At 69.4% G+C, this 21,134-nt stretch carries 13 protein-coding genes; 3 read left to right on the top strand and 10 right to left on the bottom strand.

Annotated elements, in window-relative coordinates; all coding sequences use genetic code 11:
• Positions 1–73: 73 nt before the first annotated feature.
• Positions 74–3,235, bottom strand: a complete 3,162-nt coding sequence (locus tag NRY95_04545) for a TonB-dependent receptor (protein UYC17241.1) — start codon at positions 3,233–3,235, stop codon at positions 74–76.
• 310 nt (positions 3,236–3,545) lie between these two features.
• Between NRY95_04545 and hemL the strand changes: the two genes are divergently transcribed.
• Together hemL and NRY95_04535 are read left to right on the top strand one after the other, a co-directional pair.
• Positions 3,546–4,838 carry a glutamate-1-semialdehyde 2,1-aminomutase gene (gene hemL / locus NRY95_04540; protein UYC17240.1) on the top strand — a complete coding sequence of 431 codons (1,293 nt, stop codon included), beginning with the start codon at positions 3,546–3,548 and terminating at the stop codon, positions 4,836–4,838.
• A gap of 221 nt (positions 4,839–5,059) precedes the next feature.
• The gene (locus tag NRY95_04535) at positions 5,060–7,834 is read left to right on the top strand and encodes a LuxR C-terminal-related transcriptional regulator (protein UYC17239.1); all 2,775 of its coding nucleotides are present in this window, start codon (positions 5,060–5,062) and stop codon (positions 7,832–7,834) included.
• 270 nt (positions 7,835–8,104) lie between these two features.
• Here NRY95_04535 and azu read toward each other — a convergent pair whose 3' ends face one another.
• The 6 genes from azu to NRY95_04505 form a co-directional block, all read right to left on the bottom strand.
• Positions 8,105–8,455, bottom strand: coding sequence for an azurin (gene azu, locus NRY95_04530; protein UYC18500.1), 351 nt, complete (start codon positions 8,453–8,455; stop codon positions 8,105–8,107).
• Between the two features lie 221 nt (positions 8,456–8,676).
• Positions 8,677–9,867, bottom strand: coding sequence for a pyridoxal phosphate-dependent aminotransferase (locus NRY95_04525; protein UYC17238.1), 1,191 nt, complete (start codon positions 9,865–9,867; stop codon positions 8,677–8,679).
• A gap of 31 nt (positions 9,868–9,898) precedes the next feature.
• Positions 9,899–10,408, bottom strand: coding sequence for a RidA family protein (locus tag NRY95_04520; protein UYC17237.1), 510 nt, complete (start codon positions 10,406–10,408; stop codon positions 9,899–9,901).
• 43 nt (positions 10,409–10,451) lie between these two features.
• Positions 10,452–10,880 (bottom strand): cytochrome c, encoded by a 429-nt coding sequence (locus NRY95_04515; GenBank protein UYC17236.1) that lies wholly within the window; start codon positions 10,878–10,880, stop codon positions 10,452–10,454.
• A complete protein-coding gene (locus tag NRY95_04510; GenBank protein ID UYC17235.1) occupies positions 10,877–12,451 on the bottom strand; it encodes an NAD(P)/FAD-dependent oxidoreductase in 1,575 nt (524 codons plus the stop codon). Before NRY95_04510 ends, NRY95_04515 begins: the two co-directional genes overlap by 4 nt.
• Positions 12,452–12,679: 228 nt before the next feature.
• Entirely contained in the window at positions 12,680–15,376 is a 2,697-nt protein-coding gene (locus NRY95_04505) for a TonB-dependent receptor (protein UYC17234.1), read from the bottom strand.
• A gap of 289 nt (positions 15,377–15,665) precedes the next feature.
• On the opposite strand from NRY95_04505, the gene NRY95_04500 reads away from it, so the two are divergent.
• Positions 15,666–16,283 (top strand): HAD-IA family hydrolase, encoded by a 618-nt coding sequence (locus NRY95_04500; protein UYC18499.1) that lies wholly within the window; start codon positions 15,666–15,668, stop codon positions 16,281–16,283.
• A 389-nt stretch (positions 16,284–16,672) separates the two neighbouring features.
• On the opposite strand, the gene NRY95_04495 is transcribed toward NRY95_04500, so the two are convergent.
• The 3 genes from NRY95_04495 to NRY95_04485 form a co-directional block, all read right to left on the bottom strand.
• Positions 16,673–17,905 (bottom strand): acetylornithine transaminase, encoded by a 1,233-nt coding sequence (locus NRY95_04495; protein UYC17233.1) that lies wholly within the window; start codon positions 17,903–17,905, stop codon positions 16,673–16,675.
• 61 nt (positions 17,906–17,966) lie between these two features.
• A complete protein-coding gene (locus NRY95_04490) occupies positions 17,967–19,715 on the bottom strand; it encodes a glycosyltransferase family 39 protein (GenBank protein ID UYC17232.1) in 1,749 nt (582 codons plus the stop codon).
• Positions 19,712–20,866, bottom strand: coding sequence for a glycosyltransferase (locus tag NRY95_04485; protein UYC17231.1), 1,155 nt, complete (start codon positions 20,864–20,866; stop codon positions 19,712–19,714). The genes NRY95_04490 and NRY95_04485 overlap by 4 nt, the downstream gene beginning before the upstream one ends.
• Positions 20,867–21,134: the final 268 nt, after the last annotated feature.

The raw sequence follows: 21,134 nt of genomic DNA, 5'->3' as shown, positions 1-21,134 counted from the left end.
CGCGAAGCGCTTCGCGCCCGCACCCTTCCCCAACCCCTCTCCCGAGGGGAGAGGGGCTTGGAACCGTGCGCGCTCAGAAGTCGTAGCTCAGCGTCACCCGTGCCGAGCGCGGCGCCTGGTAGGCCACCGCCTGGTTCCACAGCGGATTGACTTCGCCCGGGTTCAACTCGGAGAACGGATAGACGTTGGTCACCGTCTGCCGGTTGGTGACGTTGAACACGTCCAGGCTCAGCGCCAGTTTGCCTTCGGCGAACTTCGGCTTGTAGGTCACGCCCAGGTCGAGCTGCGCCACCCAGCCCAGGGTGCCGTGCGACCCCGGCGGCGACGGCTCGCCGGTGCCGGTGGCCGGGTTGTAGCAGAAGTGGTACGGGCCGCCGGTGACGCTGGGATTGGCATAGCCGGCCGGATCGCGGTCGCCGGCGTCGTAGTTGGTGCCGTAGTAGTAGCCAAGGCACGGCCGCGGCGCGCCGGAGATCAGGCTCAGGTTGGCGGACGTGCCCCACTCCTCGGTCAGCTGGTAGAAGCCGTACGCCTTCAACTGGTGGCGGCGGTCGTTGGACTGGTTGCCGTTGAAGTTCTCCATCAACGCCGCGTGGTCCCAGCTCTGCGTGGTCGAGGTCGCCGCCTGGCCCTGGTAGCTGCCCAGCGCGCCGCCGGTGCGCCACAGGTCCGACCGCAGCTGGCCTTCGGTGGTGCCGTAGCTGTGCGACCACACGTAGCTCATCTTGGTGTACCAGCGGCCGTCGAACGGACGCTCCAGGTTGAATTCCAGCGCCGAGTAGCGGCGCTTGAATTCCGGGTAGCCGCCCTGCTCGCGGGTCACGGTCAAGGCGTGGATCTGGCCGTCGGTGCCGATCACCCGGTAGGTATTGGTCTTGCCCGGATTGACCAGCGCCGCGCTGGCGTTCTTGGTCCAGTCGATGTCCACGCCCGCCGCCTCCGCCGCGGCCAGCAGGCCCGCGTTGGAGTTGTCGAGATTGGTGTCGTCGATGCCGTCGTTGAGCCGGCGATGGGTGCCGCGCACGCCGAGCACCCAGTCGTTGGGCAGCAGCTTGGTGAAGCCGAGGATCAGCTCGTCCTGGTTCTCGCCCTTGATATCCTCGACCACCGCGGTGCGCACGTCGGCGAGCCGGCCGAAGCGCGAGTTGGCCGACACCGGCGGCGCCAGCTGGGTGGCCAGGATCGGCGTGCCGTCGGCATTGATGCCGCTGTAGGTGTAGTAGGTGCTGGTGGAGACCGCCGGGGTGAACAGGCCCGCCGGCGACAGCGGCAGGCCGAGGTAGTAGCGGCCGATGTTGCCGTACACCTTCAGGCTGGAATCGCCGTTGACGTCCCAGCTGAAACCCAGCCGCGGCGCCCACTGGTTCTTCAGTTCGATGTAGGCCTGGCCGAACGGGGTGTAGTTGGTGAAGCTGTCGTTGCGCACGCCCAGCGAGAGCAGCAGTTTATCGGTGGCCTGCCAGTGGTCTTCGAGGTAGTACGCGGTCTGCTTGGCGTCGTAGGAATACAGGTTGGTGGCGATGTCCTTGGTGACGTAGTAGCCGGTGCTGCCGTAGGTGGGATCGGCCAGGCCGGGGCTGGGCACGCCGATGCTGCCGTCCTCGGCCACCGAGCCGCTGACCTGGCCGCCGCTGTTCACGCCGTACGGGTCCGGGGTGTAGCCGTAGGTCCAGGCGTAGCCGGGGCCGGAACTGTAGGAGCCGATGTTGATCGCCTCGCTCTTCTGGTTGTCGATACCGAAGTCGATGCTGTGCTCGCCGAGCCGCCAGTTGAGATTCAGGCGCAGGTTGTCCTTCTTGTACTCGCGGTCCGGATCGGTGATCGAGCTGACCGTCTGCGTATTGCTGATCGCGGTGCCGCCGGTGTAAGCCGGATTCTGGTTGGCGACGCTGTTGAGGAACGGGCCGTTGCCGGCGTCGTAGCCGATCGCGGTGAGCTTGTTGGGCAGGCTCTCCTTGCCGTACAGCGCGGTCAGGGTCAGGTTGTCGCCGAAATAGCCGGTGTACTTGCCCAGGAACAGGATCGGGCCGAACTCGTTCTTGGCTTCGCGGCCCTTGTAGCTGCCCACTTCGCGGTTGATGTAGTCGTAGCGGTAGATGTTGCCGTTGGTACGCGCCTTGTCCTGCGCGCCGGTGAATTCCAGCAGGTGGTTGTCGCTGATCTGCCAATCGATCTTGGCGTAGGCGCGGGTCTGCTTGTAGTCGTAGCGGGTCCACGGCGAACCGGAGATGCCGCCGGAGGTGACGCGCGCGTCGGCGACGCGGGTGCCGCTGGAATCGACCTGCTCCAGGGCCAGGAAGAAGAACAGCCGGTCCTGCACCAGCGGGCCGCCGACATAGGCGCTGTAGGTGGTCTGGTCGGCGCTGGTCTCGCTCAGCGGCATGTAGTCGCCGGCGGTGTACTTGGCATTGCTCGGATCCCAGTACACGCTGTCCTTGCGGAAATACAGGTCGCTCTGCCTGGCGCTGAGGCTGTCCGGCTGCCAGATCACCGCCGCGCCGAAATGCCATTCGTTGCTGCCGCGCTTGCCGACCTGGCTGATCACGCCGCCGTTGGAACGGCCGTACTGCGCGCCGTAGCCGCCGGTGAAGATTTCCTGCTGGTCGATCGCGCCGTACGGCAGGGTCAACCCGCCCAGGCTGCTGGCCGGATCGGTGGTGTTGAAGCCGTTGAGGTAATAGGCGTTCTCGCTGGCCGCCGAGCCGCCGAAGCTGGCCAGCGAACCGCCGAGCGGGCCGTTGTCGTAGCCGCCGCTGTTGTTGACCACGCCCGGCGCCAGCAAGGCGATGGCCTCGGCGCTGCGGCCCAGCGGCAGCACCGCCAGCTGCTCGGCGGTGATCACGGTGCGGCTGTCGACGCTGGCCACGTCGATCCGGGCCACGTTGCCGGCCACCACGTTGACCGCGTCCAGGGTCTGCGCCGGGCCGCCGAAGCCGACTTCGGTGCCGGCGCCGACCACCAGGCTGATGTTCTCGCGCGTCTCCACCACCTGGCCGTCGCGCTTGAGGGTGACCGTGTAGGTGCCCAGCGGCAGGTTGCCCTGCGCATAGCGGCCGCGTTCGTCCACCTTGACCTCGCGGCTGAAGCCGCTGGTGTTGGTGATCAGCACGCTGCTTTCGCCGGCGCCGGGCGGCACGCTGCCGACGATGCTGCCGGTGGTGGACTGCGCATGGACATGGCCGGCGGCAAGCGCCAACGCGAGCGCCAGGGCGCTCCTGCGGATCGTACGGTGCATGCTCTCTCCCCGAAGATGAAAATCGTTGGCAACCCAACGAAAAAATGCAGGCAACGCCAAGGGCGATCGCCGCGAACACGGTGGACTCTCCGCCCACCGCACGACCGATCGCCGTTGGCTCTCGGGTCGTGCGCCCCTGGACGTTTCGATAGTAGGCAGCGGATCACAGCGCCGAGCCGGCCACGGCGGGTAGGTGCGGCGCTGCCGGGTAGGCGACATGGCACGTGCAGGCGACAGCCGCGACAATAGGCGGCATCGCTCCGCGCCCGGCCATCCGGCCCGGCCAGCCTCGCCAAGGATTCCCCCGCTCATGAACCATTCCCGCTCGCAGGCCCTCTTCGACCAGGCGCAGGCGCTGATCCCCGGCGGCGTCAACTCGCCGGTCCGCGCCTTCAAGTCGGTGGGCGGCGAACCGTTCTTCGTGCAGCGCGCCGACGGCCCCTACCTGTACGACGTGGACGGCAACCGCTACATCGACTACGTCGGCTCGTGGGGGCCGATGATCGCCGGGCACAACCACCCGGCGGTGCGCGAGGCGGTGCAGCGCGCGATCGGCGACGGCCTGTCGTTCGGCGCGCCGTGCGCGGCCGAGGTGACGATGGCGCAGACCATCACCCGGCTGGTGCCCTCGTGCGCGATGGTGCGCATGGTCAATTCCGGCACCGAAGCCACCCTGTCGGCGGTGCGCCTGGCGCGCGGCGCCACCGGGCGCAGCCGCATCGTCAAGTTCGAGGGCTGCTACCACGGCCACGGCGACTCGTTCCTGGTCAAGGCCGGCAGCGGCATGCTGACCCTGGGCGTGCCGACCTCGCCGGGCGTGCCGGCGGGCCTGAGCGAACTCACCGCCACGCTGAGCTACAACGACTTCGAAGGGGCCACCGCCTTGTTCGACCAGATCGGCGGCGAGATCGCCGCGGTCATCATCGAACCGGTGGTCGGCAACGCCAACTGCATCCCGCCGCGCGAGGGCTACCTGCAGCACCTGCGCGATCTGTGCACGCGGCACGGCGCGCTGCTGATCTTCGACGAGGTGATGACCGGCTTCCGCGTGGCGCTGGGCGGCGCGCAGGCGCACTACGGCGTGGTGCCGGACCTGACCACCTTCGGCAAGATCATCGGCGGCGGCATGCCGGTCGGCGCCTACGGCGGCCGCGCCGAGCTGATGCGGCAGATCGCCCCGTCCGGGCCGATCTACCAGGCCGGCACGCTCAGCGGCAACCCGGTGGCGATGGCCGCCGGCCTGGCGATGCTGGAGCTGGTGCAGGCGCCGGGCTTCCACCAGCGCCTGGAGGCGGCCACCGCCGCGCTGTGCGCCGGGCTGGAGCAGGCCGCCGCCGCGGCCGGGGTGGCGGTCACCACCAACCGGGTCGGGGCGATGTTCGGGCTGTTCTTCACGTCCGAGAAGGTCGAAACCTACGCCCAGGCCACCGCCTGCGACACCGCCGCGTTCAACCGCTTCTTCCACGCCATGCTCGAGCGCGGCGTGTTCCTGGCACCGTCGGCGTACGAGGCCGGTTTCCTGTCCAGCGCCCACGACGCCGCCGTACTCGACGCCACGCTGGCCGCGGCGCGCGAAGCGTTCGGCGTGGTCGCCTGCAGCTGAACGAAAACTGAGCACCGGATCTCAACTTTGCTTTTGTCGCGGCCGTGTCATAAGTTCAACGTGCAACGCCAACGGACGGCATCAGGGCGGGGGCCCGTGGAATCGACGCGGCGCACGCGCTTTTCGCGATTTGCGCGGCAAGCCGGCACGCGTTCGAGGCCGTACCGTCACCCGAGCCGCCAGAGGGCGCGAGGGCGACCGCTGCAGACACTCCTGGCGACATGCTCAAGCCTGTCACGCTGTTGAATCCGCGTTTGCTTCCTGCCGTGCACGACAGTCCTGGCGTGCCGGACTGGGTGCTGGCCGACAAACTGGCGCCGCCGCGCTCGCGCGTGGCCGCGGTGGCGCGCGAGGCGCTGCTGCAGCGCCTGGAGCGCGCCGCCGACCTGCCGCTGACCCTGTTGCTGGCGCCGCCCGGTTTCGGCAAGACCACCTTGCTCGGGCAATGGCACCAGCGCCTGCGCGAGCGCGGCGAGGCCGCGGTGGCATGGCTGTCGCTGGACGAGGACGATGCCGATCCCGGGCGTTTCCTCGCCTACCTGGCGCTGGCCGCGCGCGGCGCCGGGATCGAACTCGGCGCGCCGCTGCAGGCCGTGCTGCAGCAGCAGGGCCAGAACCTGGACGTGGCCTCCACCCTGCCGGTCCTGATCCGCGCGATCGGCGCCGCGCCGCGGCGCCTGCTGGTCATCCTCGACGACTACGACCGCGGCCACGGCAGCGCGCTCGACGAGGTGGTGACGCGGCTGGTCGAACATGCCGGCGGCCAGTTGCACCTGCTGCTGGCGACACGGCGCGCGCCGGCGCTGCCGCTGGCGCGCTGGGCGTTGCAAGGCCAGCTGGAACGCATCGGCGCGCGCGAACTGGCGCTGGACGAAGCGGAGACGCTGGCGCTGCTGGGACCGCAGGTGCCGGCGGCGATGGCCTGCCAGCTGCGCCGGCAGACCGAGGGCTGGGCGGTCGCGCTGCAGCTGGCCGGGCTATGGCTGGGCGGCGACGAACCCCGCCGCGACGACCTCGGCCGGTTCTCCGGACGCACCGCCGAGCTGGCGGCGTATCTGGCCGAACAGGTGCTCAACGACCTGGATCCGGCGTTGCGCGCGTTGCTGCTGCAGCTCTCGCCGCTGGAACGGTTCAACGCCGCGCTCGCCGACGCGGTGCGCGAGCGCGACGACAGCGGCCGCCTGCTGGAACAGCTGGCGCACTTCCAGGGCCTGCTGGTGGCGCTGGACGGCGAGCACGAATGGTTCCGCTTCCATCCGCTGTTCGCCGACTACCTGCATCAGCAGCTGGAGCGCGACACGCCCGGGCTGGCGCCGCAGCTGCACCGGCGCGCCGCGCACTGGTTCGACGCGCACGGACAGTTGCCCGAAGCGGTGCGGCATGCGGTGCGCGGCGGCGCGCTCGACAGCGCCGCCGCCTGCATCGCCCGCGCCGGCACCTGGCAGTTGCTGTTGCGCCACGGTACCGCCCCGATCCGCGCGCTGCTGCGCCAGTTCCCGCGCAGTTGCATCGGCGAGCGGCCGGCGCTGAACCTGACCCAGGCCTACCTGCACATGAAGCTGGGCGAGTTCGCGCACGCGCAGACCCTGCTGGAACGCTTCCGCGATTTCCCAGAACACGTGCGCGCGCCGTTCGAGCGCGACTACACGGTGGTGGTCGCATTGTTGCGCGACCTGCTCGACCAGGTCTGCGCCAACCCGCGAGGACTGGCGCAGATCGCCGCGCAGGCCGCCGCGCTGGACGAGGACGACAGCCTGGGCCGCGGCACGCTGTGGTGCATCTGCGCCACCACCGCACTGGGCCGCGCCGATTTCGCCGCCGCCGAGCGCTATGCGCGGCTGGCCGGCACCGCGATGCAGGCCAGCGGCAGCGAGGTCGGCGCCAGCTATGCGCTGATCCACCTGGCGCAGAGCCATTACTACCGCGGCCAGCTGGAACGGGCCGAGGCCAGCTGCCGCCAGGCGCTGGCCATCGCCCAGCGCCAGCAACAGCTCGATCCCACCCTGCAGGCGGTGGGCCAGTGCCTGCTAGCGCAGCTGCAATGCGAGCACGGCCGCTACGACGAAGCCGCCGACTGCCTGCAGCCGGCGCTGGGCTTCCTGGAGCAGCACGACGGCTGGCTGGACGTGTACGCCGCCGGTTACGAGACCGCGCTGGTACTGGCGCGGCAGCACGACCGCAGCGGCCGCGCCGCGCTGGATCTGCTCGACCACATCGACCGCATCGCGCACGCACGGCACCTGAGCCGGCTCGCCGACCTGGCACTGGCCTGGCGGCTGCACGTGCTGCTCGACCAGCCGCCCTCGCCGGCGATCGACCTGCTGGTCGCGCGCACCGGCGGCGAGGCGCGGTTCGCGCATGCGCTGAACCAGCCGCAGGATTGGCGCTTCCTCGCCGCACTCGGCTTCGCCCTGGCCCGCTGGCATCGCCTGGGCGGACGCACCCGCGCCGCGCTGGCGGTGCTGCAAGGCGTCGAGGCGGCCTGCATGGCGGCCGACAACCAGGTGCAGCTGGCGCGGGTGCGCGCGCGCATCGCGCTGGTGCTGCACGACCGCGGCGAATCCGCCGCCGCCCTGCCCTACCTGCGTCACGCGCTGCAGCACGTGGCCAGCACCCAGGCCTGGCAATGCCTGCTGGAACTGGGCGTGCCGGGCAAGGCGCTGCTGCGCATGGCACGCCAGCAGGATCCGCAGGCGGCCCCGAACACCACGCTGGCGATGACCATCCAGACGCTGCTCGACAAACTGCGCCACGACCAGGACAGCGGCGCCGAGCTGTTCAGCGAACGCGAACTGGAAGTGCTGGCGCTGCTGGCGCAGGGCGATGCGAACAAGCAGATCGCGCGGCGCCTGGCGCTGTCGGAGAACACGGTCAAGTTCCACCTGAAGAATCTGTACCGCAAGCTGGAAGCGGGCACCCGCGAAGCGGCGCTGGCCAGCGCGCTGCAACGCGGCCTGCTGCAGCGCATGGCGCCGCCGGATTGCGCATTGGACTGAGTGCGACGGCGTCGCAATCGCGAAAGCCGTCGCTATTTTGTGGGAGCGACTTCAGGGCACCTCTAATAACCCCAAAAAACTCGACTAAAACGCTCGCAAGTCATTGATGCGCATAGCGCGGAATTTTTAGAATCGAGGGTATTAGAGGTGCCCTGAAGTCGCTCCCACAGGGTGAGTCGGCACTGACGCAGCCCGAAGCCTGCGGCGCCATCATGTTCGAAAGGCGCTGCAGATCGCTGGTCGCGATCTGCAGCGCAACCGCAGCACGACTCAGCCGAACACGAACTTGCCCTTCATCATCGCCCAGTGCCCCGGGAACGAGCAGAAGAAGGTGTAGTCGCCGCCCTTGCTCAGCTTGGCGGTGGAGAACTTGACCGTGTCCGACTGCCCGGCGCCGATCACCTTGGTGTGCGCGATGATCCGCGCGTCGTTCTTCGGCAGGTAGTTGTCGGCCAGGCTGGAGCTGGTGCCGGCATTGGCCACCGCCTGGAAGTCCGGGGTCTTGGTCAGCACCCAGTTGTGGCCCATCACCGCGGCAGTGAGCTTGCCGCTGTGCTTGAGCGTCAGCGCCACTTCGGTGCAGTCGGCGGCGACCTTGATCTGGGGCTGGTCGAAGGACATCTGGTCGGTGCCGGTGATGGTCACCGCGCAGGTCTTGGCAAAGGCGGCCGGCGCGAACGCGAGCGCGGCGAGGACCAGCAAGGGGGACAGCGACTTCGCTTTCAAGACAAACTCCTTGGCAATGGGGACGGCGCAGCGGCGTCGCCAAGACTGTCTGCCTTTGCGCAAATGTTTGTCAACGACAAGCCCTCGTGCACTGCAGCATCCGGCGCAGGCGACGCCTAGGCGTTGCGGAAGAATCCGTGCAACGGATCGTGCAGCGCCATCCGCGGCGGCGGCACCGGCAATGGCCCGCGCTTGCCCGCCGCGACTTGCGCGAACGCACTCTTGAACCGCGCCATCTCCGGCGCGGTGCCGATGGTGATGCGCGACCGGTTCGGCCACAGCGCCCAGCTGCGGCCGACGAACACGCCCCAGGTCGCCATCGCGTCCATGAACTCCTGCGCCGGGCGCTTCACGTCGAGCATGAAGCAATTGCTTTCCGACGCCGTGCACGCATAGCCCTGCGCCCCGAGCCAGCGCACCACGTCGCTGCGGATGGCGCTGTTGAGCGCGCGCCGCTGCGGCACCAGCGCCGGATCGCGCAGGCTGGCCAGGCCGGCGGCGACCGCGGTCACCGGCAGGCTGTTGACGCTGTAGAACTTCAGCCTGGCCAGCAGCTCCGGCCGCGCCACCGCATAGCCCAGGCGGATGCCGGCCATGCCGTAGAGCTTGGAGAAGGTGCGCAGCACGATCACGTCGTCGCCGGCGGCGACGCGGTCGACCATGCTGCGGGCGCTGTCGGAGAAATGCAGATACGCCTCGTCGACCACCAGCACGCTGCCCTTGGGCTTGTGCGCCAGCGCGTAGTCCAGGTCCTTGCGTGCGGTCACCGACCCGGTGGGATTGTTCGGGTTGCAGATGTAGATCACCCCGGCGTTGGCGTCGGCGGCGCACATCGCCTGCACGTCGTGCGCGTCGTCCTTGCGCAGCGGCACCTTGATCACCTTGGCGCCGTTGCGCGCAGCGGCGCGCCAGCCGGATTCGAAGGTGGGGTCGGCGGTGACCAGCGACGCGCTGGGCGAGGTGAACGCCAGCATGGTGTAGTCCAGCGGTTCGGTGGAACCGGCATAGGCCATCAGGTGATCGATGCCCACGCCGAGCTGGCCGGCGAGGGTCTGCAGCAATTCCAGTTGCAGCTCGCCCAGGTAGCGGCCGCCGCTGGACGCGATCGCGGCGATCGCGCGCTGCGCGGCCGGCGACGGACCGCCGGGATACTCGTTGGCGTTGATCAGCACCGGCGCCAGGTCGGCATTGGTCGCCTGCGCCGCGGCGGGCGCGGCCTGCGCCAGCCACGGCGCGCCGAAGCCGGCCGCGGCGACCAGCGCCGAGTCCTTGAGGAAAGTGCGGCGCGAACGCGACGGCTGCTGCATGGCGGACTCCTTGGAAGACAGGGCGAAGAACCTACGGACGCACCGCGACCACTTCGATCTCGATGCGGTACAGCGGATTGCCCAGCGCGGCGATCTGGAACGCCGAGCGCGACGGCAGGTTGGGCTGTTCGGGCGTGCCGAAGAACTGCCGGTAGCCCTCCATGAACCCGGCGAAATCCATCTTCCCGCCCAGCGCCGGATCGCCGACCAGGAACGCCTGCATCTTGACCACGTCGCCCATGCCCAGGCCCATGCCTTCCAGCTGCGCCTTGAGTTGCGACAGCACGCTGATGGTCTGCGCCTTGGTATCGCCATAGGCGGCGGGCGAATCCTTGGGCGCGCTCGGATCGATCGGCCGCGGCACCGCGCCGCTGAGATAGACCGTGGTCTTGCCGGCCGGAATCTCCACCGCCGCGGAAATCGGGAAATCGCTGTTGGGAATCTTGTGGCGCACGATCTCGGCGGCGCCGGCCAGGGCGGGCAGCGACAGCGCGGCGCACAGGCCGGCACGGAGCGAGCGGGAAACGAACGAACGGCGCATGCGGAACTCCTCGCGATCGAAAGGGAAATGAAACGCTCGCGGCTCAATGCCGCAGGGTATGCACCTCGTCGGCGCTGAGCTTGCCGGGATAGGCGTTGCCGAACTGGCTGCGCACGTAGTGCACGACCTCGGCGACCTGCTGGTCGTTGAGCATGCCGGCGAAACCGGGCATGCCGCCGCGGCCGTCGAGCACCATCATCGCCACGTACGGCGCCGCGGCCAGCTTGGGGTTGCCGGCCAGCGCCGGATACTCGCCGCCGCCGCGCGCGCCCTGCCCACCGGGCATGTGGCAGCTCTGGCAGATCGCCGCGTACACGGTGGCGCCGGAGGCGGTGGCGAACGCGGCCTGCGGATACAGCGGCGTGGCATCGGAGCTCTGCGCCGCGGCCGGGCCGATCGCCGGCGGCAGCAGCAGCGCCAGCAACCCGGCGGCGACCGCCGCGGCGAGCCCCCAGTGACGGTCGAACTTCATGCGCGGGCTCCGTTGACGACGCGGCGATGCAGGCGCTCGATCGCGTCCAATGCCGAAGTGATGGCCCCTTCCTGCCAGGCCGGAATGTACGAGGCGTGCTCGCCGGCGAGCGCGATGCGGCCGTCGATCCGGCACAGGTTCTCGTAGTGCTCGGCGCGCGCGGCGTCGCTCCACACGCCGAAGCAGCCATGGGTGAACGGCACCCGGTGCCAGCCCACGGCGATGCCGTTGTCGAATTCGCGTGGGTACTGCGGATGCAGCTGGGTGCCGTATTCCACCGCCTTGGCCACGCGCTGCTGCGGCGTCATCGAGGTGAACTCGAACGCCTCCAGCCCCCACACGTAGGCGCCGAGCAGCACGCCCTTGCCGGCGCTCTGGAAACCGGTGCTCGGATAGCTGATCAGGGTGATCGGCAGATCGGTGTAGCTGATGCCGCCGTAGATCGCCTCGTCCTCCTCCCAGAAGCGGCGCTTGAACTGCAGCCCGACCTTCACCGAGGCCGCATACGGCACCTGGCCGATCGCCGCGGCCATCTTCTCGCCTACGGCGATCGGGATGCGGCTGAGGATCGACAACGGGATCGTGCACACGCACCAGTCGGCCTTGGCCAGTTGCTCGGCGCCGGCGCCGTCCTGGTAGGCGACGCTGACCCCGTGCGCGTCCTGGTCGATGCGGGTGACCCGCGCGTTGTAGTGGATCGCGTCGCCGAGCTGGCGCGCGAACGCCTTGCCGATCTGGTCCATGCCGCCGACCGGCTGGAACATCGCGGTCTGCATCTCGTAGTTGTTGCCCGCCGCCAACGTCGCCCACAGCCGCGAGCGCAGGATGTCCTGGGTGCTGAACGGTTCTGAGAATTCCGGCTTGCCGGACAGGCCGCCGCCGGGATATTTGGCGAAGCCGCGGCGCTCGCTGCTCTCGCGGCCTTTGACGTAGCCGAAGTCCTTGTCCAGCGCGCCCCAGGTGCGCAGCGACTCGAGCAGGATCTCCTGGTCCTCGCGCTGCACCTGCGCGTCCAGCGCCCGCTGCTTAGTGCTCTTGGCCAGCAGTTCGGCCACGTGCCCCTTGTAGTCGGCGTCGATGTCGCGGAAGCGTTGCGGCTTGCCGCCGAATCCCTCGCGACTGTGCAGCAGCGCGTTGAAGTTGACCTGCACGAACGGTTCCAGCGCCACCCCGAACTGCTTGCAATAGGACAGCACCGCCTTGTGGTGATGCGGGATGCGCCACGGCCCGGGATTGAGGTACATGCCCGCGTCGAATCCGCACTGCTGCTCGAAGCCGCCCAGCTCGGTGTAGCGATCGCCGCCGCGCAGCGTCCAGTTGCGGCCGCCGGGACGCGCGTTGTACTCGAGCACCTGCACGCGATAGCCGGCCTTGCGCAACTCGTAGGCCGCGGTCATCCCGGCCAGGCCGGCGCCGAGCACCAGCACCGAGGCGCCCTTGGCGTCGCCGTCCAGCCGCGGCACGCCGTTGAAACGCGATTCGGCCGCCATGCCCAGGCTGTGCATCGCCTGGTACATCATCGCCCCGCCGCCGGCCAGGCCGATCCTGGCGAGCAGTTGGCGGCGGGTCATGGCTCCCCTGATTGGTGCTTGCATCGTCGATGTCGCCTCACGGATTGCGGATCGACCATAGCCGCCGCGGCGGCGGCGCAGGCCGCGTACGGCGGGTAGGTCGCGATGGAGCGGGTAGGAGCGCGGATGGCGCGGTACTGCGCGAGCGGGCGCTCCGCTGGCGGACGGATCCTCACCCCAACCCCTCTCCCGGGGGGAGAGGGGCTCAAGCGGGGCGCGCGGCGCAGCTCAGAAGCGGTAGGTGAGCTTGGCGTAGTAGCGCGCGCCGAAGTAGCCGACCGGGCTGCCGGTCAGGTACGGCGAGTTGTAGTAGCTGAGGTAGTTCTTCTCGAGATAGTCGTACGCCGCCGACGGGATCTTGTCGGGATATTTGTTGAACACGTTGTCGCCGCCGACGCTGACGGTCAGCTGCTCGGTGGGCCGGAACGTCAGCTCGACGTTGGTCAGCGCCATCGTGTCGATCTTCTGCTTGTAGTACGGCGCGCCGTTGACGTCGACCACGTCGAGTCGGCTCAGCACGCTGTCGGGGAAGATGTCGCCGTTCCAGTCGTCGTACGGCGCCACCAGCTGGTACTGCGGCCCGTACACCGCCTCGGTCACGCGCAGGCTGAACTTGCCGATGTTGAAGGTGGCACCCAGATTGACCCGGTACTTGGGCGCGTTGTTCTCCAGGTTGATCAGCGTCGCCGCGCTGTACATGGTGGCGCCGCCGAGCACCTCCGGCGCCGGCTTGGCGCTGAGCACTTCAGTCTTGTTGTAGTTGGCCGCCAGCATCCAGTCGATCGAGCCCCAGTCGAACTCGGTGCTGTAGTTGGTCACCCAGTCCACGCCGGTGCTGCGGGTCTTCAGCGCATTGTTGAAGATCGCCACCGAGATGTTCTGCCGCGCGGTGGCGTCGAGCGAGCCGCCCGGCGCGGCCGGATCGATGCCGCCGAGGTAGCCGAAGTCGACCAGCGCCTGGCCCAGCGCGGCGTTGTAGGCGGCGTCGGGGGTGCCGTCGCCGTTGGTGTCGCCGGGTTGGCCGGCCTTGGAATATTCGAAGGTGCCCACGCCGATGCGGTCGGAAATGGTGATGCGGTAGAGATCGAGTGTGCTGTCGAAGTTGGGCATCGGCCGGAACACGAAGCCGAGGCTGTAGTTGGTACTGGTCTCCGGCTTCAGGCTGCCGAAGCCCAGCGCCGCCGCGGCCGCGCTGTTGGGCTGCAGGGTCGGGGTGGCGCTGGTCGGGCCGACCTGCACCGCCGAGTAATAGCCTTCCTGCAGGGTCGGCGCGCGGAACCCGGTGCTGGCGGTGCCGCGTACCGCGAAGGTGTCGGTGAAGTCGAAGCGCGTGGTCAGCTTGCCGACCACCTTGCTGCCGAAGTCGCTGTAGTCCTCGTAGCGCCCGGCCACATCCAGCAGCCACTTCTCGGTCGGATTGAACACCACGTCGGCGTACGCGGCATAGCTGTGGCGGCTGTAGGAGCCGGTGTTGAACAGCGGGTTGTAGCCGGGGAAGGAGGACGCGCCGGCGCCGTAGTACGAGGTCGGATCGCCCGGATCGATGCCGTACTGGTCGCGGCGGTATTCGACGCCGGCGTTGAACGTCAGCGGCTGCGACAGGCCGACGTCGAAATCGTGCGTGGCGTTGAAGTTGGTGGTCCACTGGCTGGCCCAGAAACTGCCGTCGTAGAAGTCCTCCGGCGAAGAGCCGTAGTCCTGCCACAGGCTGAAGTTCATCGAGTTCAGCGTGTACACGTCCATCTCGTTCTTGCCGTAGCTGCTGGACAAATCCCAGGACCAGTCGGCCAGCACGCCCTTCAGCCCGGCGGTCAGCTCGTAGTCGACCTCGTCGGAGGCTTCGGATGGATTGAAGCCCAGCGGATACTTGTGGCTGACCGCGCCGGTGACCGGATCGACGTAGCCGCCGTCCTGGCTGGGACGGCGGTAGTTCTCCTCCGACTGCGCGGTCTTCTTGCCGTAGCTGCCGAACGCGTAGAACTCCAGGGTGTCGCTGAGCACCGCGCCGGAGTTGAAGAACAGCGCCTTGCGGTGCACTTCCGGCGGATTGAGCCAGGCGTTGACGTTGGGGAAGCGCCCGTTGAGGGTCATGCCCTCCACGTCGTCGGCCAGGAAGTCGGCCATGCTCGGGTTGACCGCGGTGCAGTCGGCATAGTTGGCCACGCAGTCGGCGTAGCTGTAGGAGCCGAGCCGGTACACGGTCTTGCGGTTCTCGACCTCGGCGCTGAGGCTGAAATATGCCGCGTCGCTGCCGAAGCCGATGTTGGCGCCCCACGAATCGGTGCCGCCACCGCCATCCTTGTAGCCTGCGTAACCGGCGTCCACTTCGCCGCCGCCGTGGTTCTTCTTGAGGATGATGTTGATGACGCCGGCGATCGCGTCCGAGCCGTACAGCGCGGCGGCGCCGTCGGTCAGCACTTCGACATGATCGATCGCCGCAGCCGGGATGAACGACAGATCGGCCGAGGCCGCGCCGGTGGTGGTGTTGACGTTGGAGGTGATGTGGCGGCGCTTGCCGTTGACCAGCACCAGGGTGTGGTTGGGCGACAGATTGCGCAGGCTGGCGGTCAGGGTCTGGCTCGCCATGTCGACGCCGGTCTGGTTGGCGTTGTACGACGGTACCTGATTGGCGATGGCGTTGATCAGGTCGGGCGCGGCCGACTGCTTGAGCATCTCCGCGCTGACCAGCTGGATCGGCGCCGGGCTGTCGGTCACCGCCATGTTGGTCTTGCGCGTGCCGGTGGAGATGACCGTGATCGCGTCCAGCGTCTTGGCCTCGCCAACCGGTTCTTCGGCCAGCGCCGGCAGCGCCTGCGTGCCGGCCAGCAGCAGCGTCAACGCGGCCAGCCCGTGGCCGTGACGTGCATTGCGCAGTCCCCTGCATACCGATTCCGCCAGACGATCGGCGTTCAAACGCTTGCTCATGTCCAAGACCCCCGAGATGACGTGGATGTGGCGTGGATGCGCACCGGTCCCCCGACCGGCGGCGCCGCGATCGCGGCGTGCAGGGACCATAGCCAGCGCACAGCACCGGGCGACCGGATCCGACGGGTAGGTGCGCCGCGAGCGGGTGGGTGGGTGGCTGGCGAGCGCCAAGCCGCGGGTAGTGGCGTTCATCGCCGCGGGTACTGGGTTATTCTCGGCCGCTGCCGCTGCGGACCCCACACATGTTTCAGCCCCACCGTTCTTCGTTGCGCCAAGTGCCGTGGCCGCGCTGATCCATCCGCGCCCGCAACTGCTGCTGCTCGATTTCGACGGCGTGCTGGCCGGCTACGCGCGCGCGGCGCGCATCGCGCACCTGGCTACCCACTGCGGCTGCGATCCGGCGCGGGTGCGGCAGGTGCTGTTCGCGTCCGGACTGGAAACCGCCTACGACGGCGGCGACATCGCCACCGCCGACTATCTGCAACGGCTCGGCGCGGGCCTGGGCGCACAGGTGAGCGAAGCCGACTGGATCGCCGCGCGCGTGGCCGGCAGCCGCGGCGACCCCGCCGTGATCGAACGCGTGCTGGCGCTGGCCGACAGGATCGGCATCGGCGTACTGACCAACAACGGCGCGCTGATGGCCCAGGCGATCCCGCAGATCGTGCCGGCGCTGTTCCCGCTGCTGCAGGGGCGCGTGCTGTGCAGCGGCGCACTCGGCGGACGCAAACCGCAGGCCGAGGTCTATCGGCGCGCGCTCGACCATTTCGGCATCGCCCCGCGGCGCGCCCTGTTCATCGACGACCTGTTCGTCAACGTCCGCGGCGCCCGCGCGATCGGCATGCCCGCCGAAACCGCCAGCGGCGCACGCGCCCTGCGCCGCGCACTGGCGCGGCACGGGCTTGCGTAAACACCACGCATCCAGGCAACAGATCAACCATCGCTGCAACTACGGCTGTTGCTGTTGTGTGCTGTTGTCGCTGCTTTTCAGCCGTTGTCCCCGGTGAGGCACGGCAAGCAGGGCGGGTAAAACTCCCGCAGGGGGCGACGCGCAGGATGCGCGTCGTTTTCGGCAGGCACATGGATGTGCCTGCCGAAAATTCCCGTCCTGCTTGCGGACCCGCGCGCAGCGCGGGTGTGCCGCCCGGGGGGTCTTTTGGTTACTTTGCTCAGCCTTCGGCCGCTGTGAAGCGCTTCTTTGCGCAAGCAAAGAAAAGTGACTCGCGCAAAGCGCGAAAGCTTTGGACTTTGGCTATTGCAGTTGCATCACATGCAAACTGACCCTACCGGCAAAGCACTTCAACGCTTGCCGGCATACTCCCGCAGCGCCGCCCGCAACCGCTTCAGCCCCTCCGCCATCTCCTGATCGGTGATGTTCAACGAAGGCACGAAGCGCAACACATCCGGCCCCGCCTGCAGCGTCAACAGGCCGTGCGCCGCGGCGTGGTCGAGAATCGCTCCGGCCTGTCCCGCATGCGCCTGGTTCAGCGCCGCGCCCAGCATCAAGCCACGCCCGCGCACCTGCGCAAACAGCTTGAATTCGTCGTTGAGCGCCGCCAGGCCCTGCCGCAGCGCCGCCGCCTGCCGCGACACGTTCGCCGCGATCGGCGCCGACGCCAGCTTGCGCAGCGCCACCCGCGCCACCGCCGCGGCCAGCGGATTGCCGCCGAAGGTGCTGCCGTGCGCGCCGAACTGCATCGTCTCGGCCACCTTCGGCCCGGCCAGCAGCGCGCCGATCGGGAAGCCGCCGCCCAATGCCTTGGCCAGGGTCACGATGTCCGGCGTCACCTCGTCCTGCCAATGCGCGAACAGGGTGCCGGTACGGCCCATGCCGCACTGGATCTCGTCCAGCAGCAGCAACGCGCCATGGTGGTCGCACAGCGCGCGCACCTGCGCCAGGAAACCCGCCGCGGCCGGCATCACCCCGCCCTCGCCCTGCACCGGCTCGAGCATCACCGCGGCCACGTCGCCGGCGGCCATCGCCGTCTCCAGCTGCACGATGTCGTTGAAATCCACGTAGCGGAAGCCGCCGGGCAACGGCTCGTAGCCTTCCTGGTACTTCGGCTGCGCGGTGGCGGTGACCGCGGCCAGGGTGCGGCCGTGGAAGCTGCCGCGGAAGGTGACGATGACCCGCCGGTCCGGCGCGCGGCCCTGGCTGGCGGCCCACTTGCGCACCAGCTTGATCGCCGCCTCGTTGGCCTCGCTGCCGGAGTTGCACAGGAACACCTTGCGCGCGAAGCGCGAGGCGGCGACCAGCTCCTCGGCCAGGCGCAGCGGCGGCTCGCTGTAGAACACGTTGCTGGTGTGCCAGAGCTTGCCGGCCTGCTCGAGCAGCGCCGCCGCCAGATCCGGATCGTTGTGGCCGAGTCCGCACACGGCGATGCCGGCGGACAGGTCGATGTAGTCGCGGCCTTCGCTGTCCCACACCCTGGCGCCCTGGCCGCGCTCCAGCACCAGCTGGCGCGGGCGGTAGATCGGCAGGTAGTAGTGCTGGCCGAGGGCGATCAGATCCGCGGCGGAGGAAGCGGTCATCGAAGGATTCCTGGAAGAAAGCGCATGAGTATAAGACCGCCGGCGCGGCCGGCGCCCGCGGCTACGGCCTGCCGCCGTGGCCGGGTGCTGCGGCGCAGTCGGGCGCGCAGGCCGCGCCGTCCGCGCTCAGCACCAAGCGCGTGCCCAGCGCCGGCAGCCGCGCCACCGCCGCAGGAACGCCCGGATCGGCCGGCGCCTGGCCGGTGCGCGGCGGCGCAGCCAGGAATACGAAGCCGTCGGCGAGCCGATGCCAGCCCAGCCCGTGCCGACGCCAGCGCAGCACCGGCTGCAGCACGACCCGGTTCGGGGCCACGCCCGGCAGCCGCGCCAGGTCCTGCGCCAATTGCAGTGCCGTGGCCGCATTGAGGTCGTGCACGCCCCAGGCCAGCAGCGCGCAGCCGCCGCCGGCGACCGCCTGCGCGCGCGTCGCCAGCCGCGCGGCGAGCCCGTCCGCGGCAGCACGCCCGGCGAGTTCGTCAGGGGTATAGGCGCGCAGGCGATGGCCTGTCAGGTAATGGCCGAAGAAGTCCTGTTCGGCCAGCGCCCGGTACGGCGCGCTGGAGGGACCGAACTTGTACGGCAGCACCACCGGCAGCTCGACGCCGCTGCAGCCGGGCAAACGCTGCACAACCTGCGCCGACCCGCGCCAGGCCTCGTTGCGCTGCAGCGGCCGGCCGCGCAGCAACCACAACTGCGCGCCCACCAGCACGATCAGCAGAGCCGCGGCAACGCGCCCGCCACGGCTGCACGCGCTCGGCCCCGCCGCGTCGTACAGGCAAGCCAGCAAGGCCCAGGCGAACGGCGCGGCGGTGAGCAGGTTGCGGCCGGAGAACGACGGCGCGATGACGACGCTCACCACGATCCCGCTCAGCACCATGCCGAGCAGCACGCAGCCGCACAACGCCGCGGTCCAGTCCGCCTGCGCACGGTCCCACACCGGATCGTGCGGCAGCGCGCGCAACCGCCGCCACAACCAACCGCCGAGCAAGGCGAGCACCGCCAGCATGCTGCCCCCGGACAGCAGGTCGCGACTGGCGCTGAGCACCTGCAGATAGAAGAACCGGGCGTCGTTGCGGAACCACAATTGGTGCACGTCCTGCTGGGTGGAATGCAGCAACAGCAGCACGAAGCCGACATTGACCGCCAGGATCGCCAGCGCCGACGCCGCCAGCGCCGCGCGCAGGCGCAGCTCGCGCAGCGTCGCGACCAGGAACAGCAACAGCATGCCCACGCACAGCAGCAGGTAGGAATGGGTGAGGCTGGCGCACAGACCCAGCAGGCTGAGCGCGGCCCAGTGCGCGAACGGGAACGCGTTACCGGCCTGCGCGCGCCGCCGCAATGCGACCGCAGTGACAAGCAGGCCAGCGGACAGCAGCAGGCACAGCGCGTAGCTGCGCGCGTTCTGGCTCTGCTCGAACCAGAACACCGACACCGCGCCCGCGGCCAGGGCGAACGCCAGCGCCGCCGGCGAAAACACCCGGCGCAAGCCGAGTCCGAACACGCCCAGCGCCAGCACCGCGGCCACCGCGCTGGGCAGGCGCAGCGCGGCCTCGCCGTTGCCCGCCAGTTGGCTCCATGCATACAGCAGCAAGTAGTACAGCGGCGGATGGGTATCGGTGAGCGCGCGCCGCCACAGTTCCGCCAGACCCTGGCCATGGCCCATCACGTGCACGGTGTACAGCTCGTCGATCCAGTAGTCGCTGGCGTCCAGTCCGACGAAGGCGAACACGCAGGCGCAGGCCGCGATCGCGGCGAAGGCCAGCGCCGGCCAGCGCGCCGCCGCGCCGCTCACGGTGCGCAACCGGCTCACTCCTTCAGCGCCAGCGGCGACGGCGCAGCGCCAGCCGCGGCCTGCCCGCGGGGCCACGCGGTGCGCGTTGTGGCGTAGTAGTTCCATCCGCCTGCGGCCAGGGCACCGGCAACGCCCGCCCCCCACCATGGCACCTGCAACGCATGCAGACCGCTACCGATCAGCTCGCTGAGGATCGCGCCGCCGAAACAGGCCGCATAGAACGTCGCCATGCCGCGCAGCAGGCGCATGCCGCTCAGGCGCCGGTCGCGGAAGGTCAGCAGGTTGTTGCACAGAAAATTCCAGCCCATCGCCGTGCAGATCGCCAGCAACTGCGCCAACCAGAACGCCATGCCCAGCCTCAGCAGCGCACCCAACAAAAGCACATGCACGCCCATGCCACTGAGCCCGACCGCGAAGAACAGGCTCATCTGCGCCGGCAGCCAGCCGCGCGTGCGCTTTTCCAGCAGCAGTGCGGCCAGTTCGGCGACCACCCGCGCGTCGAGCTTGGAAGCGCCGCCGCGGCGGCGGCGCAACTGCGTCGGCACCTGCACCGTGTAGGGGCGGCGCCGGGCCGAGGCCAGCACATCGACCAGGATCTTGAAGCCGACGCCGGACAACTGCGGCCGCACCTGCCGATACCAGGACCGGCGCATCAGGAAGCAACCGCTCATCGGATCGGCCACGCCCAGCCCCAGCAGCGCCTGGCTCAGGCGTACGCCGACGCGGCTGAGCGCATGCCGGCGGCGACCCAGCCCCGAATCGCCTGCATCCAGGTAGCGGCTGGCGACCACCACCTCTGCCTCGTCCTCGTCCATGCGCCGCAGCATGCGCGCGATCAGCGCCGGATCGTGCTGGCCGTCGCCGTCCATGATCGCCAGACAGCGGCCACGCGCACTGTCCCAACCGGCGATCGCCGCCGAGGCCAGGCCGCGGCCGCCGCGCCGGCGCAGCAGGCGCACCGCCGGATCGGCGGCCGCGTGCAGGGCGACCGCCTGCGCGGTGCGCTCGTCGTCCGAGTCGTCGACCACGATCGCTTCGTAGTCGATGTGCTGCAGGTGCGCGGCAAGTTCGCGCAGCACCGGACCGATCGCCTCGTGTTCGTTCAAGGTGCAGATGACGATGGAGACCGTCGGCGCGGCCTGTCGCGCAGCATGGGAAGACGAGGGCATGGGCAGTTCCAGGGGCGCGGGGGAGCGCCGAAGGGTCTGCAGCGGATGTGGCGGCGGATTGCCCTGGCGTGTCGATGGTATGCAGGAATGGACATGTACTGCAACCTCGCAGCAGGCATTGGCACGCATGCCATCGAACGCTCGGAAAAACGCCATGCCGGCCGCCGCCGGCCGGCTTTCCAGGCGATGAACGCGCGGCGACCGGATCCGTCGCCGCGGTCGCGGCGCGGCCGGCCCGCGCCAAACCGGCCGCGCAATTGCGCAAGCG

Source organism: Xanthomonas campestris pv. phormiicola (assembly GCA_025666215.1).
GTDB classification, from domain to species: Bacteria; Pseudomonadota; Gammaproteobacteria; order Xanthomonadales; family Xanthomonadaceae; genus Xanthomonas_A; species Xanthomonas_A campestris_A.
Note: the sequence above shows the minus strand (reverse complement) of the source record. Positions and strands in the feature narration are given on the sequence as shown.